The following is a 15585-nucleotide window of genomic DNA, read 5'->3' as shown; positions in this document are numbered from 1 at the left end:
TTCCGGGGGGGAACCAACCATGAATCGTTTGCCAGTCGCCGAGCGGCGTGAGCAACTCATCCAGGCTGCTTTGGCGGTCGCCAGCAGGGACGGCATCGACGCCGCCACCGTGCGCGCGGTCGCCGCAGAGGCGGGCGTGTCCCTCGGGGTCGTCCACTACTGCTTCCAGGACAAGGACGAGTTGCTGCGCGCGGTGGCCGACGCCATCACCGCGCAGAACCTCGCCATGACCGAGGCCGCGATCCCGCCCGACGCGGATCTGGCCACGGTGCTCGAGCTCGCCGTCGAAGGGCTCTGGCGCGGAATCCGCGACAACCGTGGCTCCCAGCTCCTCAGTTATGAGCTCACCACCACCTCGCTGCGCCACTCCGAGCTCAACCAGGTCGCCAGCGACCAGTACCGCGGATCCCGGGGCGCAGTCGAGCTGTTCCTCGAGCGCATCGAGCACGGCGCCCAGGTGAGCTGGGCAGTGTCGCGCTCCAGCCTCGCCCGCACCGTCGTCGCCACCGTGGACGGCTTCGCCCTCGCCTGGCTCGTCGACGGCGACGAGGAGGCCACCGTCGAGGGGCTGCGCAGGTTCGCCCAGTACCTCGCCACCCAGACCGTCGAGTTCGGCGCCCCGGTGGACGCCCAGCCGACAATCGCCCCGCCGGCGAGCGTGCAGCCTGTCGAGGGCGTGGTCATCCCTGGCGTCGTGGAGCCCGTGAGCGCGCACGCGTGAGCGTGGACCCCGGCGGCTCGCGCGAAGCCTCGCAGCCGCCGGCGGGCGCCCGCCCGGCCCGGCGCGCGGTGGCGATGGCCTTCGGCGCGCAGGGCCTGGCGTATGCGGTGCTCGTCGCGAGCCTGCCGGGGTTCAAGGAGCGGTTCGGCATCGATGACGGCGTCGTCACCGTCGTCACGCTCGGCATCTGCGTGATGGCGGGCGCCGGCACTGTGGTCGCGGACCGCATCGCGCGCGGCCCGGGCAGCAGGGCCGTGCTGGTCGCCGGGCTCGGCGTCGTGGCGCTCGCGGTGCTGATGATCGCCCTCGCGCCGGGACGGGCGCTGTTCTTCGCGGGGTTCGGGGTGTACGGGCTGGGGCTCGGCCTCGTCGACGCCGGGACGAATATGCAGGCCGTGGCGCTGCAGCGGGCATACGGGCGCAGCATCCTCACCGGCTTCTACGCCGCGTGGTCGGCGGCGGCGATCGTGGGGGCGCTCGCGGTGATCGCCTACGAGGCGCTCGACCTCGCGCAGCAGCTCGCGATCCCGGCCGTCACGGTGCTGGTCGCCCTCGTCGCGCTCAGCGTGCTCCGCGACGGGTGGCGCGCGCACGACCTCCCCACCGGCCCCACCGCGGAGCAGCGCAGCGCCGCGCGAGCGGTGCCATGGTCGGGGATCCTGCTGCTGGGCGCGGCTGTCGTCGCCTACTTCGTGGTCGACTCCGCCGCGCAGATCTGGAGCACGATCTACCTGCAGGACGGGCTGCACGCCGCGGACCTGGCGCCGCTCGGGCTCGCCGTGTACCTCGCGACGACGCTGCTGTCACGGCTGCTCGGCGATCTGGCGGTGCGGCGCTGGGGCAGGGTCGCCGTGGTCCGCGTCGCCGGGCTGACGGGCGCCGTCGGGCTGCTCGGCGTGGTCCTCGCGCCCGGGCCGGCGGTCGCCGTGGCGGGCTTCGCGCTCACCGGCCTGGGCCTGGGCGCCATCGCGCCGCTCTGCTTCGCCGCGGCGGGCGCGCTGGCCCCCGAGCACGCCGACGCCGTCGTGGCCCGGCTCAACGGGTTCAACTACGTCGGCGCGGTGCTCGGCGGCGTGCTGGTCGGGGCCATCGGCGTCGGCTCGTCACTGCGGATCGGCTTCGCGGTTCCCCTGGTGCTGGCTATCGCCATCGTCGCGCTGGCGCCCACATTCGGCACGCGTCGTCGAGCCGCGTCCCCGACGGCGCCACCCGGGGACGGCGCCGCGCAGATCGGCCCGCCCGATCGGGCCGGAACCGCCCCAGGACCGACCTGACCGGGGCATGATGCAGGGCACGATCCGGCATGCGCTGGCTGTCGGCGCCGAGGACGGCGCCGGAGCAGCACCACCCGCCGTCGCCGCCGGTCCGCGCGGGCCCTCAGGGCCCCCGACAACCCGGGAGAGTGCAATGAGCATGCTCGGCACGCGGCTCGACGCCGCGACCAAGGGACTGCCGGCGCCCCTCGCCGTGGTCGACCTGGACGCCCTCGAGGCCAACGCCGACGACCTCGTGCGCCGCGCCGCGGGCGTGCCCGTGCGGGTGGCGAGCAAGTCGGTGCGGGTGCGCGCGGTCCTCGAGGCGGTGCTCGCCCGGCCTGGTTTCGCCGGGGTGATGGCCTACTCGCTGCGCGAGGCGTTGTGGCTGGTCAGCGAGGGGGTGCAGGACGTCCTGATGGGGTACCCCACCGTCGCCGAGGGCGCGCTGGCCGAGCTGGCCTCGGACCCGGTGGCAGCGGCGGCCGTGACTCTCATGGTCGACGACGTGCTCCAGGTCGACCTGGCACAGCGCGCCGCGGCGTCGGGCGGCCACCGCCTGCGGGTGTGCCTCGACGTGGACGCGTCCTTGCGGATCCGGGTCGGGCCGCTGACCGCGCACCTGGGCGTGCGGCGCTCACCCGTCCACACACCGCACGACGCCGCCCGGCTCGCCGCCGAGATCCTGCGCCGCCCCGGCGTCGAGATCCGCGGGGTGATGTTCTACGAGGCGCAGGTCGCGGGCATGCCGGACACGAGCCTCGCCGTGCGGGCGGTCAAGCGCGCCTCGGTGGCCGATCTGGCGCGCCGGCGCAGCCAGGTGCTGGCCGCGGTGCGGGACGTGCTGGGCCGGGACCTGGAGCTGGTGAACTCGGGCGGATCGGGGTCGCTGGAGACGAGCTCCGCCGACCCCGTGGTCACCGAGGTCACCGCGGGCTCGGGCCTGTACGTGCCCACGCTCTTCGACGGCTACCGCGCGTTCGCGCCCCGGCCGGCCGCCTACTTCGGGCTCGACGTGGTGCGGGTGCCCGCCCGGGGGTTCGCCACGGCGGCCGGTGGCGGCTACGTCGCGTCGGGCCCCGCGAGCCGCTCGCGGCTGCCGCGCCCCGTCGCCCCGGGCGGGCTCGCGCTCACCGGGCGCGAGGGGGCGGGGGAGGTGCAGACCCCGCTGCGGGGCGCCGCCTCGGCGGACCTGCGGATCGGCGACCGCGTGTGGTTCCGCCACGCCAAGGCCGGCGAGGTGATGGAGCGGTTCGACCAGGTGCACCTTGTGCGGGGCGACGTCGTCGAGCGTGTGGCGCCGACCTATCGCGGCGAGCAGCGCGCCTTCGGCTGAGCCTGTGCCGGACGGCGTCGGGGGCGACGACGGGTGAGGCGCGGGGCGCGGCGCCGACCGGACGCGCCTGCGCCGGTAACCTTGCTGGTGTGACCCTTCGCCTGTACGACACCGCCACCCGTGAGGTGCGTGACTTCGTCCCCGTGGTCCCGGGCGAGGTCGGCATCTACCTGTGCGGTGCGACCGTGCAGGGCACCCCCCACATCGGGCACATGCGCTCGAGCGTCGCCTTCGACGTGCTCGTGCGCTGGCTGCGCCGCAGCGGCCACCGGGTCACACTCGTGCGCAACGTCACCGACATCGACGACAAGATCCTCGCGAAGGCCGACGCGGCCGGCGAGCCGTGGTGGGCCTGGGCCCTGGCCAACGAGCGCGCCTTCACGGCGGCGTACGACGCGCTGGGCGTGCTGCCCCCCACGTACGAGCCGCGCGCCACCGGCCACGTGCCCGCGATGATCGAGCTCATGCAGCGGCTCGTCGACGGCGGGCACGCCTACACGACGGGCGACGGCGACGTGTACTTCGACGTCCGCTCGTACCCCGAGTACGGGGCGCTGACGAACCAGAAGCTCGACGACATGGTCTCGGCGCAGGACGGCACGGGCGACGACGAGGGCGTCAAGAAGGACCCCCGCGACTTCGCGCTCTGGAAGGCGCCGAAGCCCGGCGAGCCCGAGACCGCGTCCTGGGACACCCCGTTCGGCCGCGGGCGGCCCGGCTGGCACCTCGAGTGCTCCGCGATGGCCCACCGCTACCTGGGCGCCACGTTCGACATCCACGGCGGCGGACTCGACCTGCGCTTCCCGCACCACGAGAACGAGCAGGCGCAGTCGCGCGCCGCCGGCGACGGCTTCGCGCGGTACTGGCTGCACAACGGCTGGGTCACGCAGGGCGGCGCGAAGATGAGCAAGTCCCTCGGCAACGGGCTGCTGGTCAGCGCGCTGCTCGAGACGACGCAGCCGGCCGTGCTGCGCTACGCCCTGATGGCGGTGCAGTACCGGTCGATGCTCGAGTGGACGCCGGACACACTCGGTGAGGCCGAGACGACGTGGGAGCGGTTCACGCGGTTCGTCGAGCGCGCCACCGAGCAGGTCGGCCCCGTGGACGACGACGAGATCGCCAAGGCCGAGCTGCCCACGGGCTTCGTCGCCGCGATGGACGACGACCTCAACGTGCCGGCTGCGCTCGCGGTGGTGCATGAGCACCTGCGCGCCGGGAACACCGCCCTCGCCGAGCGGGATCTGGACGGAGTCCGGGCCGCGCTGGTGTCGGTGCGCTCGATGCTCGACATCCTGGGCCTCGACCCTGACGGCCCCCAGTGGCGCCGCCAGACGAACGACCGCGGGCATGAGGCCGCGCTCGAGGCGCTCGTCGCCGCCGAGCTCGCCGCCCGCTCCGAAGCGCGCGCCGCGCGCGACTTCGCCACCTCCGACGCGATCCGGGACCGGCTCGCCGCCGCCGGCATCGTCGTCGAAGACTCCGCGACCGGCAGCCGCTGGTCGCTCGCGCACCGCAGTGATGAGGTCGAGAACTGATGGCAGGAAACTCGCAGCGCCGGGGCGCCACCCGCAAGCCCGGCTCGAAGAAGGGCGCCCACGTCGGCACGGGCGGCAAGGGGCGTCAGGCTCTCGAGGGACGCGGCCCCACGCCGAAGGCCGAGGAGCGCCCGTACCACCCCGCCGCCAAGCGCAAGGTCGCCGCTGAGCGTCGCGGCCCCGTCACGGGCCCCGCGCCGAGCCGCATGGGCCGCACGTCGCGCAGCGCCGGCGGCACGCGCGGCGGCAAGGGCGTCAGCGCCACCCACGAGATCGTCTCCGGCCGGAACTCCGTGGTCGAGGCGCTCCGCGCGGACATCCCCGTCCAGACGGTCTACATCGCCACTCGCATCGAGGCGGACGACCGGACGCGGGAGATCCTGCAGATCGCCACTGGCCGCGGCTACCCGCTGCTCGAGGTCACCAAGCCCGAGCTCGACCGGCTCACCGACGGCTCCGTGCACCAGGGCGTCGCGATCCAGGTGCCGCCGTACCAGTACGGCGACGCCGACGACCTGCTCGACGCCGCGGCCGTCCTCGACCAGGCGCCGCTCATCGTGGCGCTCGACGGCGTGACCGACCCGCGCAACCTCGGCGCCGTGCTGCGGTCCGCCGGCGCGTTCGGCGCCCACGGGGTCGTCGTGCCGGAGCGCCGCTCCGCGAGCGTCACCGCCGCCGCATGGAAGGTGTCGGCTGGCGCCGCCGCCCGGGTGCCCGTCTCGAAGGTCACCAACCTGACGCGCACGCTGGAGACGTACCGCAAGGCCGGCTGCTTCATCATCGGGCTGGATGGCGGCGGGGACACCCCCGTCGCGGACCTGCCGTTCGCCGCCGACCCGCTGGTCGTGGTGGTCGGCTCCGAGGGCAAGGGGCTCTCGCGCCTCGTCCGGGAGCACTGCGACGCGATCGTGTCGATCCCGATCGCCTCGTCGACGGAGTCGCTGAACGCCGGCGTCGCCGCCGGGATCGCGCTGTACGAGATCGCCCGTCAGCGAGGCGCCGCGCAGTAGCCGACCTGACGGGGACGCCCGGCCTGGCCGACGACGACATGTCGTGGCCGGGCCGGGCGTCGTCGTCTCAGGCCTGGTGGGCCCAGATCGCACGGTGGGCTCAGATCTCGTAGTGGTCGCCGAGCTGGGTGTACGCCCGGTCGTGGTAGACGAGCGGCGCCCCTTGCGTGCTGGTGTCCGACGCGATGGCCCGCACGGTCACCAGGTGGCTGTCGCCCACGGAGATGCGCTCGAGCACCCGGCCATGCACCCACGTCAGGCTGCCGACCAGCACCGGCTCGCCACCCGGCAGGCGCACATGCTCGGTGCCCGCGAAGCGGTCGATCCCGTGTGTGGCGAACCGCGCTGACACGTCGGCCTGCCCGTCGCCCAGGAAGTTCACCACCACCGTGGGGGCGGCGGCCAGCGCAGGCCAGCTCGACGACGTCGAGGCGATGGAGAACGCCAGCACCGGCGGCGCGGCCGAGACCGAGATCACCGACGTGGCCGTGAAGCCCACCGGCCGCCCGGTCTGCGGGTCCTCCAGCGTGACGACGGCGACGCCCGCCGGGTGACGGCGGAACACCCGCTTGTACTCGTCAGCGCTCAGGTGGGGCTCGTCAAAGGCGCGCTCGCGGTGGCCGCCGGCGTCGTGCGCCGTGGGATGGGGGGCCCGCGCGGGGGCGTCGGCGGTCATGCCCGGACCCCGGCGGCGAGCACGCCGCCGTTCGCTTCCAGCCATGCGGCGACCACGTCGTCGAGGGCGCCGAGCTGGGACTCCGTCAGGGCGAGCGCGCGGGTGGGGACGCTGGCGCCGAGCTCGACGAGCAGCGGGCGCAGATGCACCTCGCCCGCCAGGGAGTGCGCGGGGTTGCCCGAGACGACCAGGGGCACCGCGACGAGCCCGCGCAGGCCGTCCGCGCCGTACAGGTCGAGGAACGACTTGAGCAGGCCGGTGTAGCTGGCCTTGTAGACGGGTGTCGCGATGACGGCGACCTGTGCGGACGACAGGCGCCGGAGCGCGTCGTCGACGGCGGGCCGCGCCGGGGCGAAGACCTCCGGCGCCAGGTCGGCGAGGTCGATGGTCGGGGCGAGGCCCACGCCCAGCCGGTGGGCGATCGCTTGGGAGAGGGCCTCCGCCGCGAGACGCGTGCGGGATCCGGCACGCGGATTGCCGACGACGGGCACGACGTCGCGGCGAGGCTCGGGCGTCGGCGGGGCGGTCGGGGCGGACGGGGTGACGGCTGACGTGGTCATCAGGGAGTCCTCGGTGTGGGCCGACGGATCCAGGCGCGACGCCACCGCGGCCGTCGGCCCGACGCAGGCCGACGACAGGGGGCGCCGTGCTGGTCGCCGATGTCGATCACGCTTGCCGTGTCCCTCAACACGGCCAGGTCGTCTCCCGGAGCACCCCGCCGTGACGCGTGGGGGTTGCTGGCCAGCAAGCCGGGGCTGTGCTCCTGCGAGCACTGGCACTCAAGACCTCGGGGCCTTTGTAGCACGGTGGTTCGGCACGAGGCGACCGGTGTCTCACCACACGACCCGATACGCCCCATCTGTTGACGACACGTCGGAGTTCGCCCTAACGTCCGACGGGTGAGCACCTCCACGAACCGCCGCCACGGCCTGAGCGATGCCGACATCGCTGCCGTCACGCGCTGTCGCTGTTGTTGATGCTCGTCTGCTGATCTCCGGAACGGCAGGCGGGGTCCAGGTCCCGCACGCGCCCGGATCCCTGCCCGACAGCGGCTCACACCCTCCCCGCCCTCGCGTCTGACGACGCCGGGTGGGCGAGCCGACGCTCACGCCCACCGCGAGTCGGCCCCGTCGTCACCCGCCGGCGCACGCACGCCCGGCCCCGGGCTCCCGCCCGAACCCGCGCTCCACGCCCACGGCCGCATGCCGTCATGGAGCCCGCCACCAGCCCGAATCCCGCGCGTCCCGCCGAGCGCCGCCGTCAGCGATGCCTGCCGACGGCAGCCGCCGGCCGGTCCGTGCCCGACGCCGCGGTCGAGGAGACCCCATGTCGCACCCGTCCATCCCGTTGTCCGTGCTGGACCTGAGTCCCATCTCGTCCGGCAGCACGCCCGCCGACGCCCTGCGCCACACCATCGACCTGGCGCAGGCCGTCGAGCGCGCCGGATACCGGCGGTACTGGCTCGCCGAGCATCACCTCAACCCCGGGGTGGCCGGCGCCAGCCCCGCGGTGGTCGCCGCGATCGTCGCCCAGGCCACCCGCGTCATCCGGGTGGGCTCGGCGGCGGTGCTCCTCGGCAACTACTCGCCGCTCCAGGTCGCCGAGCAGTGGGGCACCATCGCCGCCCTGCACCCCGGGCGGATCGCCCTGGGCATCGGCCGTTCGGGGATCGGCCGGTCCAGCGCCGAGCGGCCCGGCGCCGCGGCCACCGCAGCCGACGGCGCCGTGCAGGTGTGGCGGCTCGTGGACGGGGTGGTGATCCCGCCGGTGCGCCCTCCGGCCTACGACCCGGCCCGCCTGGCATTGCAGGGCAGGCTGCTGGGCCGCGCGCCCGGCGACGGGTTCGGGGACGACGTGCGGGACATCCTCGCGTTCTTCGACGGGACCTACGTGGCGCCGGAGCGGCGGCCGGTGGTGGTGACGCCCGCGGCGGGAACCGACGTGCAGCTCTGGGTGCACGGGTCCAGCGCGGGCCCCAGCGCGCAGCTCGCCGGTGAGCTCGGGCTGCCCTACGGGGCGAACTACCACGTGGCGCCTGCCACGTTGCAAGAGTCAGTGGCGGCCTACCGTGCCGCGTTCCGCCCGTCCGAGCGCTTCGCGCAGCCGCACGTCATCGTGTCGGTGGACGTGGTGGTCGGGGTCGACGACGCGGCGGCGCGGGAGCTCGCGATCGGCTACGGGCCGTGGGTGCAGTCCATCCGCGGCGGGCAGGGCGCGATCCCGTACCCCGACGCGGACGAGGCCCGTCAGATCCTGTCCGGGTGGGACGAGGACGACCATGCCGCGGTGCGCGACCGCACCGAGACCCAGCTGGTCGGCTCGCCGCAGACGGTGGTGGCGCGGCTCGCGGCCCTGCAACGCCTGACCGGCGCGGACGAGCTGCTGGTCACGACCGTGACGCACCGGCATGAGGACCGCGTGCGCAGTTATGAGCTGCTCGCCGACGCGTGGGCGCAGGGGTCTGCCGAGGCTGAGCCGCAGGCCCTCCCGGTCGCCGGGCAGGCCACGGCGCCGGGCCGCGACGAGGCCCCGGCCAGCGTGGAGTCGCCGAGCACGGTCGACTTGCTGCGCGTGGCGGCCCGATCATGACCGTGCAGGCGCGCCCGGCGGGCGGCGCCGGCGTGGCCGACCTGGAGGTGCGGTTCACGCATCAGGGCGACCCGCTGGTCCGGCCGCTGCTGGCCGAGCTGGCCCAGGAGTACGCGGACCGATACGAGCGCTCGCAGCAGGAGATGGCCGACGACCTCGCCCAGTACCCGGCCGAGGAGTTCGCGGGACCGGGCGGCGCACTCGTGCTGCTGCTGGTCGACGGCGAGCCCGTCGCCGGTGGGGCGTTCCGCCGGTACGACGACACGACCGCCGAGCTCAAGCGCATCTGGACGCGCTCCGACCAGCGTCGCCGCGGGCTCGCCCGCCGGGTGCTGGACGTGCTGGAGCGCGAGATCGCCGCGCGGGGCTACACCCGCGTGTACCTGACCACGGGGCCCCGACAGCCCGAGGCGCGCGCGCTGTACCTGGCCACGGGCTACACGCCGCTGTTCGACGTGGACGCGGACCCACAGCCGCGCCCGCTGCCGTTCGAGAAGCACCTGCCGCACGGCGCGAACGATCTGGCGCGGGCCGTGCCGCAGGAGGAAGACGCCGACGCCGCCGCCCGGATCATTCCCGCGCGGCATGTGGGCCGCTGGGTCGCCACGGCGGGGACGTTCGTGCTGCTGGCGATGGTGATCAGCTCGTTGACCACCAACGCGCGCTGGGAGTGGTCCATCGTCTGGCAGTACCTGACCTGGCCGTCGGTGCTCAACGGGCTGTGGGGCACGGTGCGGCTGACCCTCACCGCGGCGATGATCGGCTTCGGCCTGGGCACTGTGCTCGCGCTGATGCGGCTGTCGCCGTCGCCGCTGCTCCGCTCGGTGTCCTGGACGTACACGTGGGTGTTCCGCTCGGTGCCGCTGATCTTGCAGCTGCTGCTCTGGTACAACCTCGCCTACCTGTACCCGACGCTGTCCCTCGGCATCCCCTTCGGACCCGAGTTCCTGCAGTTCGGCACGCTCGACGTGATCGACAAGTTCGGCGCCGCGGTGCTGGGCCTCGGGCTGTCCCAGGCGGCGTACTCCGCGGAGATCGTGCGCGCCGGCATCCTGTCGGTGGACCAGGGGCAGCATGAGGCCGCCGCCGCGCTCGGCCTGCCGCGCCGGCGCCAGCAGCGCAGGATCATCCTGCCGCAGGCCATGCGGACCATCGTGCCCACGGCCGTCAACGAGATCATCGGCCTGGTCAAGGGCACATCGGTGGTCTACGTGCTGGCGTACGGCGAGCTGTTCTACATCGTCGGCGTGATCTACGGGCGCAACCAGCGGGTGGTGCCGCTGCTGCTCGTGGCGGGCATCTGGTACCTGGTGCTCACCACGTTCATCACGGTGGTCCAGTACTACGTCGAACGGCACTACGCCAAGGGAGCCCTGCGCACGCTGCCCCCGACGCCGCTGCAGCACGCCCGGTGGACCGTGGGCGTCGCGTGGACGCGGCTCACCGGCCGTCCGCTGCCGACGGGCGTGCCACCGTCCTACCTGGCCAGGTCCTCGCTCGCCTCGAATGTGCTGACCCGCACGCGTGCCCGCGGCACTGCGGGCGCCGACGGAGGGCGGCTCTGATGGCCACCGCGGGACACGTGGAGGTGCGCGGCGTGCACAAGTCCTTCGGCGCGCTCGAGGTGCTGCGCGGCGTCGACCTGGAGGTCCGGCCGGGCGAGGTCACGGTGATCCTGGGCCCGTCGGGCTCCGGCAAGTCGACGCTGCTGCGCGCGATCAACCACCTGGAGAAGGTCGACCGGGGACTCGTGTCGCTCGACGGCGACCTGATCGGCTACCGCCGCGCCTCGCATGGCGTGCTGCAGGAGCTCAAAGAGCGGGAGATCCTGCGCCAGCGCACCCACATCGGTTTCGTCTTCCAGTCCTTCAACCTGTTCCCGCACCTCACGGCGCTGGAGAACGTGGTCGAGGCGCCCGTCTCCGCGCAGGGCAGGCCGCGCGCCGAGGTGGAGGTCGAGGCGCGGGCGCTGCTCGCGCGGGTGGGCCTGGCGGACAAGGCCGACGTGCACCCGCGCCGGCTCTCCGGCGGGCAGCAGCAGCGGGTGGCCATCGCGCGGGCCCTCGCGCTGCGGCCGAAGGTGGTCCTCTTCGACGAGCCGACGTCCGCCCTGGACCCCGAGCTCGTCGGCGAGGTGCTGGACGTCATCAAGGACCTCGCGTCCTCCGGGACCACGCTCGTCGTCGTCACCCATGAGATCGGCTTCGCCCGCGAGGTCGCCACGACCGTCGTGTTCATGGACGAGGGGCTGATCGTCGAGCAGGGCCCGCCCGAGCAGGTGCTCGACCACCCCCGGCACGAGCGCACCCGAGCCTTCCTCGACAAGGTCCTCTGAGCCGACCCTTCGCACCCCCAGAACCCCGGGGCATGCCCCGAGGGGTGAGCGCGCGCCGCGTGCCACCCGCTGTTTCCCCACCCCACCGAAAGTGAGCAACCCGTGACCGCATCGACCCGACGAGCAAGGCTCGTGACCGCACTGGCCGTCGTGCCCCTGCTGGCGCTCGCCGCGTGCGCCGGCGCCCAGGCGGGCACGGACGACGCCGCAGCCGACGACACCTCTGCGAAGGCCGAGGCCGTGGGCCTGGAGATCAGCACCAGCCCCGAGCAGAACCGCGTGCGCAGCACCGAGGACCCGGACGCGATCGCGCTGCTGCCCGCCGCGATCGCCGAGCGCGGCGTGCTCAAGGTCGCCACGAGCGCAGGCGGCAGCGCGCCGCTGACGTTCCTCGCCGACGACGAGAAGACGGCGATCGGCAACGAGACGGACATCGCCCAGCTCGTCGCCGACGCGCTCGGCCTCGAGCTCCAGCTCGAGGTGCGCGCCTGGGCCGACTGGCCGCTGGCCCTCCAGTCGCAGGACGTGGACGCCGTCATCTCCAACGTGACCGTCACCGAGGAGCGCAAGGAACTGTACGACTTCTCGTCCTACCGCAACGACCAGCTCGGCTGGATCGTCGGGACGGATGGCGATGTCGAGTCGATCACCGAGCCGGCCGACATCGCCGGGCTCAAGGTGGCGGTCGGATCGGGCACCAACCAGGAGAAGATCCTGCTGGCGTGGAACGAGGAGAACATCGAGAAGGGACTCGACCCGATCGCGGGCGGCGAGCCGGAGTACTTCGAGAACCTGAGCGACGCGCTCCTCGCGCTGCAGTCCGGGCGCCTCGACGCCTACGTGGGCCCGAACGCGTCCCTCGCGTTCACGGCGGCGTCCTCACCGCAGGACTTCCGAGTGGCGGGGACGCTGAACGGCGGCTGGCCTCTCACCGCGCAGATCGCTGTGGCCACCCTCAAGGGCGCCGACCTGGCGCCTGCGGTGACCGCCGCGCTCGAGCACGTCTTCGAGGACGGCACCTACACCCAGGTGCTCGAGCGTTGGGGCCTGCAGGACGAGGCCATCGAGAAGCCGGAGACCAACCCGCCGGGCCTGCCCAAGACGAGCTGAGCCCGCGCCCTCGCGGGCCAGTCAGCGCCGCGAGGGCGAGGCCACGGCCTCGTCCTCGCGTGCGTGGCCACGGTTGGAGGCGACCGCCGCATGGGCCAGCATGCCGCTACCGGTCAGGAGCGGGCCGAACAGCGCCAGGGTCACCGACCAGCCAGGCCCCGCGCGGTATGTGCCCGCGCTCGAGGTCCATTCGCAGGCCACCCCGAAGGGGAACCACATCCGCGTCCCCTGCACCACGGTGAAGTCCTGATAGCGCTCCGGGATCTCGCTGGCCCGACTCGCGCACCCGCGCGAGGGGGACCGGTCCAGAGGCGCTGAGGCGACAGTGGCGATCGCCAGCATCACGGCGACTGCCGTGACGACAGTCCACACCACCACCACACGCTGGGTGGAGGGCCTGCCCCCGGGCGTGGTCATCCCGCCGAGTCGCTCAGTCGTTCGACGACGGCGCGTCGTCGACGGCGGGGAGGGAGCCCGTCGGGTCCTCCCGCAGGTCGGCGGCGCTGACCCCGAGGATGGCCTGCTCGTCCGGACGGCCCGGCAGGATGTTCTCGACGTAGGAGCGGGTCGCCTCATGCATTGGCACGTCCCGGCGCTGCTGCTGGGACAGGAACCAGCGGTGGTCCAGCAGCTCGTGGAAGACCTGCGCGGGCTCCAGCTTGAGCCGCAGATCACGGGGGACGGCGCGCACCGCGGGCTCGAAGACCTCGGTGAGCCAGTCATGCGCGACGAAGGACTCGTCCTCGCCCTGCCGGTGCGTGGCGGCGCGGAAGGAGTCGAGGTCGTTGAGCAGCCGGCGTGCCTGGTTCTCCTGCACGTCGAGCCCGGTCAGGCGCATCAACCGCCGTGAGTGGTGACCGGCGTCGACGACCTTGGGCTGGATGCTGACGGTGGTGCCGCCCACGTCGGTGGTGATGTCGAGCTCGCCCACGTCGAACCCGAGGTCGTTGAGGCGCTCGATGCGCGCCTGCACCCGCCACCGGTCGTCCAGGCCGAAGGACTCGGCGTCGGTGAGCGTGGTCCACAGCTCGGTGTACCTCTCGACCAGCATCTCGCCGATGGCGATCGCGTCGACGTCGTCCTCGAGGAACTCCCCGGCCTGCAGGTCCATGAGCTCGCCGATGATGTTCACCCGCGCGACCTCGAGGTCGTAGGCGCGCTGCCCCTCGGTGAGCGTGTCGTGCAGGTCGCCCGTCTCGGCGTCGACCAGGTACGCGGCGAACGTCTCGGCGTCGCGGCGGAACAGGGTGTTCGACAGGGACACGTCACCCCAGTAGAACCCGATGAGGTGCAGGCGCACGAGGAGCACCGCGAGGGCGTCGATGAGGCGCGTGGCGGTGTCGGGGCGCAGTGTCTGGCTGAACAGCGCGCGGTACGGCAGCGAGAACTGCAGGTGCTTGGTGATGAGCACCGCCTCCAGCGGCTCGCCCTCGGGCGTCGCGCGGCCGGTGATGACGCCCACGGGCTCCACACAGGGCACGTCGAGCCGGTTGAGCTGGCGCAGCAGCTCGTACTCGCGGTACGCGACGCTCTCGCCGATCTCCTTGATCGCGATGACGCGACCGGACAGGCGGGCGAAGCGCACGATGTGCCGCGAGATGCCGCGGGGGAGCGCGGCGAGGTTCTCGGCGGGCCAGTCCTCGAGCGGGATGTGCCACGGAAGGTCGAGCAGGGCCGGATCGGGGGACGCGGCGGTGATCTGCAACCGCTGCGGGCGGGGACTCATGGCCTCGATCCTCTCAGAGACAACTGGTGCGGTGCGCACAGGTTCATCAGCGTGGAACGCCCGAGGGCGGGCCCGGCAGCAGCCGGCCCCGCCCTCAGGTGTGGTGCGTGGTGGTCAGACGGCGATGCGCTCGCCCGAGCCGGCGTGGAACAGGTGCTGCTCGCCGGTGCGGATGCGAACCCAGATCGTCTCGCCCTTGCCGGGCACCTGACGCGGGTCGACGCGCACGATGATCTGCGCGTCGCCGGCGCCGGAGTGCACGGACTCGGCGGCGCCGAACTCGTTGGTCAGGGCGCCGTAGACGAACGCGTCGGAGCCGAGCTCCTCCACGAGGTTCACGACGACCGGGATCGCGTCCGGCGTGCCCTCGGGCACCACGTCGAGCGACTCGGGGCGGAACCCGATGGTGATCTGGTTCTTGTCCTCGGGCTGGAGGTCGGTGATGACCTGGCGCGGGACGGCGATGCGGGCGCGGCCGACCTGGGCGTAGCCCTCGAGCACCGCGAACGTGCCGATGTTCATGGCCGGGGAGCCGATGAAGCCGGCGACGAAGACGTTCTTCGGGGTGTCGTACATGTCGCGCGGCGTGCCGACCTGCTGGAGCAGGCCGTCCTTGAGGACCGCGATGCGGTCGCCCATGGTCAGGGCCTCGGTCTGGTCGTGCGTGACGTAGACCGTGGTGACGCCCAGGCGGCGCTGCAGCGACGCGATCTGCGTACGCGTCTGGACGCGGAGCTTGGCGTCAAGGTTCGACAGCGGCTCGTCCATGAGGAACACCTGCGGCTGGCGCACGATCGCGCGGCCCATCGCGACACGCTGGCGCTGGCCACCCGAGAGGGCCTTCGGCTTGCGGTCGAGGTACTCGGTGAGGTCGAGGATCTTGGCGGCCTCCTCGACACGGGCGCGGATCTCCGCCTTCGGCGTGCCGGCGATCTTGAGCGCGAAGCCCATGTTGTCGGCAACCGTCATGTGCGGGTACAGCGCGTAGTTCTGGAAGACCATCGCGATGTCGCGGTCCTTGGGCTGCACGTCGGTGACGTCGCGGTCACCGATGAGGATGCGCCCGCCGTTGACGTCCTCGAGGCCCGCGAGCATGCGGAGCGAGGTCGACTTGCCGCAGCCGGAGGGGCCGACGAGGACGAGGAACTCGCCGTCTTCGACGTGGAGGTTGAGGGCGTCCACCGCGGGACGCTCCGTGCCGGGGTAGACCCGGGTGGCGTTGTCGAACGTGACCGTAGCCATGTCAGTTCCCTTCACCGGCAGGTACGTGCCGGACGATCCGTTGTGAAAGGTG

At 73.2% G+C, this 15585-nt stretch carries 14 protein-coding genes and 1 riboswitch; of the genes, 9 read left to right on the top strand and 5 right to left on the bottom strand.

The annotated features are described in order from the left end of the window. Positions 1 to 19 precede the first annotated feature (19 nt). The 5 genes from BN3788_RS10610 (at position 20) to rlmB (ending at position 5855) form a co-directional block, all read left to right on the top strand. Positions 20 to 721, top strand: a complete 702-nt coding sequence (locus tag BN3788_RS10610; RefSeq protein ID WP_082812802.1) for a TetR/AcrR family transcriptional regulator — start codon at positions 20 to 22, stop codon at positions 719 to 721. After that, the gene (locus BN3788_RS10605; protein ID WP_199824764.1) at positions 718 to 1995 is read left to right on the top strand and encodes an MFS transporter; all 1278 of its coding nucleotides are present in this window, start codon (positions 718 to 720) and stop codon (positions 1993 to 1995) included. Before BN3788_RS10610 ends, BN3788_RS10605 begins: the two co-directional genes overlap by 4 nt. Positions 1996 to 2128: 133 nt before the next feature. After that, entirely contained in the window at positions 2129 to 3310 is a 1182-nt protein-coding gene (locus tag BN3788_RS10600; protein ID WP_066585534.1) for an alanine racemase, read from the top strand. 89 nt (positions 3311 to 3399) lie between these two features. Then, positions 3400 to 4845 carry a cysteine--tRNA ligase gene (gene cysS / locus BN3788_RS10595; RefSeq protein WP_066585525.1) on the top strand — a complete coding sequence of 482 codons (1446 nt, stop codon included), beginning with the start codon at positions 3400 to 3402 and terminating at the stop codon, positions 4843 to 4845. Beyond that, a complete protein-coding gene (rlmB, locus tag BN3788_RS10590) occupies positions 4845 to 5855 on the top strand; it encodes a 23S rRNA (guanosine(2251)-2'-O)-methyltransferase RlmB (RefSeq protein ID WP_066585523.1) in 1011 nt (336 codons plus the stop codon). The genes cysS and rlmB overlap by 1 nt, the downstream gene beginning before the upstream one ends. Positions 5856 to 5955: 100 nt before the next feature. On the opposite strand, the gene BN3788_RS10585 is transcribed toward rlmB, so the two are convergent. Both BN3788_RS10585 and BN3788_RS10580 read right to left on the bottom strand, forming a co-directional pair. Beyond that, a complete protein-coding gene (locus tag BN3788_RS10585) occupies positions 5956 to 6531 on the bottom strand; it encodes a flavin reductase family protein (protein ID WP_082812801.1) in 576 nt (191 codons plus the stop codon). Continuing rightward, the gene (locus BN3788_RS10580) at positions 6528 to 7091 is read right to left on the bottom strand and encodes an NADPH-dependent FMN reductase (RefSeq protein WP_082812904.1); all 564 of its coding nucleotides are present in this window, start codon (positions 7089 to 7091) and stop codon (positions 6528 to 6530) included. Before BN3788_RS10580 ends, BN3788_RS10585 begins: the two co-directional genes overlap by 4 nt. Positions 7092 to 7194: 103 nt before the next feature. After that, a riboswitch (SAM riboswitch) is annotated at positions 7195 to 7318 on the bottom strand. A gap of 539 nt (positions 7319 to 7857) precedes the next feature. On the opposite strand from BN3788_RS10580, the gene BN3788_RS10575 reads away from it, so the two are divergent. From BN3788_RS10575 to BN3788_RS10560, 4 genes are all read left to right on the top strand, one after another. After that, on the top strand, positions 7858 to 9120 hold the full coding sequence (locus tag BN3788_RS10575; RefSeq protein WP_082812800.1) for an LLM class flavin-dependent oxidoreductase: 1263 nt from the start codon (positions 7858 to 7860) through the stop codon (positions 9118 to 9120). Further along, complete coding sequence (locus BN3788_RS10570) at positions 9117 to 10685, top strand: ABC transporter permease subunit (RefSeq protein ID WP_082812799.1); 1569 nt, start codon at positions 9117 to 9119, stop codon at positions 10683 to 10685. Before BN3788_RS10575 ends, BN3788_RS10570 begins: the two co-directional genes overlap by 4 nt. Beyond that, entirely contained in the window at positions 10685 to 11455 is a 771-nt protein-coding gene (locus BN3788_RS10565; RefSeq protein WP_066585520.1) for an amino acid ABC transporter ATP-binding protein, read from the top strand. Before BN3788_RS10570 ends, BN3788_RS10565 begins: the two co-directional genes overlap by 1 nt. Before the next feature lie 132 nt (positions 11456 to 11587). After that, positions 11588 to 12565, top strand: a complete 978-nt coding sequence (locus BN3788_RS10560; protein WP_315969756.1) for an ABC transporter substrate-binding protein — start codon at positions 11588 to 11590, stop codon at positions 12563 to 12565. Positions 12566 to 12586: 21 nt separating this feature from the next. On the opposite strand, the gene BN3788_RS10555 is transcribed toward BN3788_RS10560, so the two are convergent. From BN3788_RS10555 to BN3788_RS10545, 3 genes are all read right to left on the bottom strand, one after another. After that, the gene (locus BN3788_RS10555) at positions 12587 to 12982 is read right to left on the bottom strand and encodes a hypothetical protein (RefSeq protein ID WP_147525109.1); all 396 of its coding nucleotides are present in this window, start codon (positions 12980 to 12982) and stop codon (positions 12587 to 12589) included. Between the two features lie 13 nt (positions 12983 to 12995). Beyond that, positions 12996 to 14291 (bottom strand): DUF4032 domain-containing protein, encoded by a 1296-nt coding sequence (locus BN3788_RS10550; protein WP_066585512.1) that lies wholly within the window; start codon positions 14289 to 14291, stop codon positions 12996 to 12998. Between the two features lie 114 nt (positions 14292 to 14405). Further along, positions 14406 to 15533: an ABC transporter ATP-binding protein gene (locus tag BN3788_RS10545; RefSeq protein ID WP_066585509.1), complete on the bottom strand. Its 1128-nt coding sequence runs from the start codon at positions 15531 to 15533 to the stop codon at positions 14406 to 14408. Between the last annotated feature and the right edge of the window lie 52 nt (positions 15534 to 15585).

Origin of the sequence: Cellulomonas timonensis, assembly GCF_900046455.1 — a bacterium.
Lineage (GTDB): Bacteria > Actinomycetota > Actinomycetes > Actinomycetales > Cellulomonadaceae > Cellulomonas_A > Cellulomonas_A timonensis.
The sequence above is the reverse complement of the archived record's forward strand: the minus strand, read 5'-3'. Positions and strand labels throughout refer to the sequence as shown.

Excerpts from the sequence above, each read along its gene's own strand:
- BN3788_RS10610 (WP_082812802.1), top strand. The coding sequence starts at position 20 with ATGAATCGTTTGCCAGTCGCCGAGCGGCGTGAGCAACTCATCCAGGCT.
- BN3788_RS10600 (WP_066585534.1), top strand. The coding sequence starts at position 2,129 with ATGAGCATGCTCGGCACGCGGCTCGACGCCGCGACCAAGGGACTGCCG.
- rlmB (WP_066585523.1), top strand. The coding sequence starts at position 4,845 with ATGGCAGGAAACTCGCAGCGCCGGGGCGCCACCCGCAAGCCCGGCTCG.
- BN3788_RS10585 (WP_082812801.1), bottom strand. The coding sequence starts at position 6,531 with ATGACCGCCGACGCCCCCGCGCGGGCCCCCCATCCCACGGCGCACGAC.
- BN3788_RS10580 (WP_082812904.1), bottom strand. The coding sequence starts at position 7,091 with ATGACCACGTCAGCCGTCACCCCGTCCGCCCCGACCGCCCCGCCGACG.
- BN3788_RS10575 (WP_082812800.1), top strand. The coding sequence starts at position 7,858 with ATGTCGCACCCGTCCATCCCGTTGTCCGTGCTGGACCTGAGTCCCATC.
- BN3788_RS10570 (WP_082812799.1), top strand. The coding sequence starts at position 9,117 with ATGACCGTGCAGGCGCGCCCGGCGGGCGGCGCCGGCGTGGCCGACCTG.
- BN3788_RS10565 (WP_066585520.1), top strand. The coding sequence starts at position 10,685 with ATGGCCACCGCGGGACACGTGGAGGTGCGCGGCGTGCACAAGTCCTTC.
- BN3788_RS10555 (WP_147525109.1), bottom strand. The coding sequence starts at position 12,982 with ATGACCACGCCCGGGGGCAGGCCCTCCACCCAGCGTGTGGTGGTGGTG.
- BN3788_RS10550 (WP_066585512.1), bottom strand. The coding sequence starts at position 14,291 with ATGAGTCCCCGCCCGCAGCGGTTGCAGATCACCGCCGCGTCCCCCGAT.
- BN3788_RS10545 (WP_066585509.1), bottom strand. The coding sequence starts at position 15,533 with ATGGCTACGGTCACGTTCGACAACGCCACCCGGGTCTACCCCGGCACG.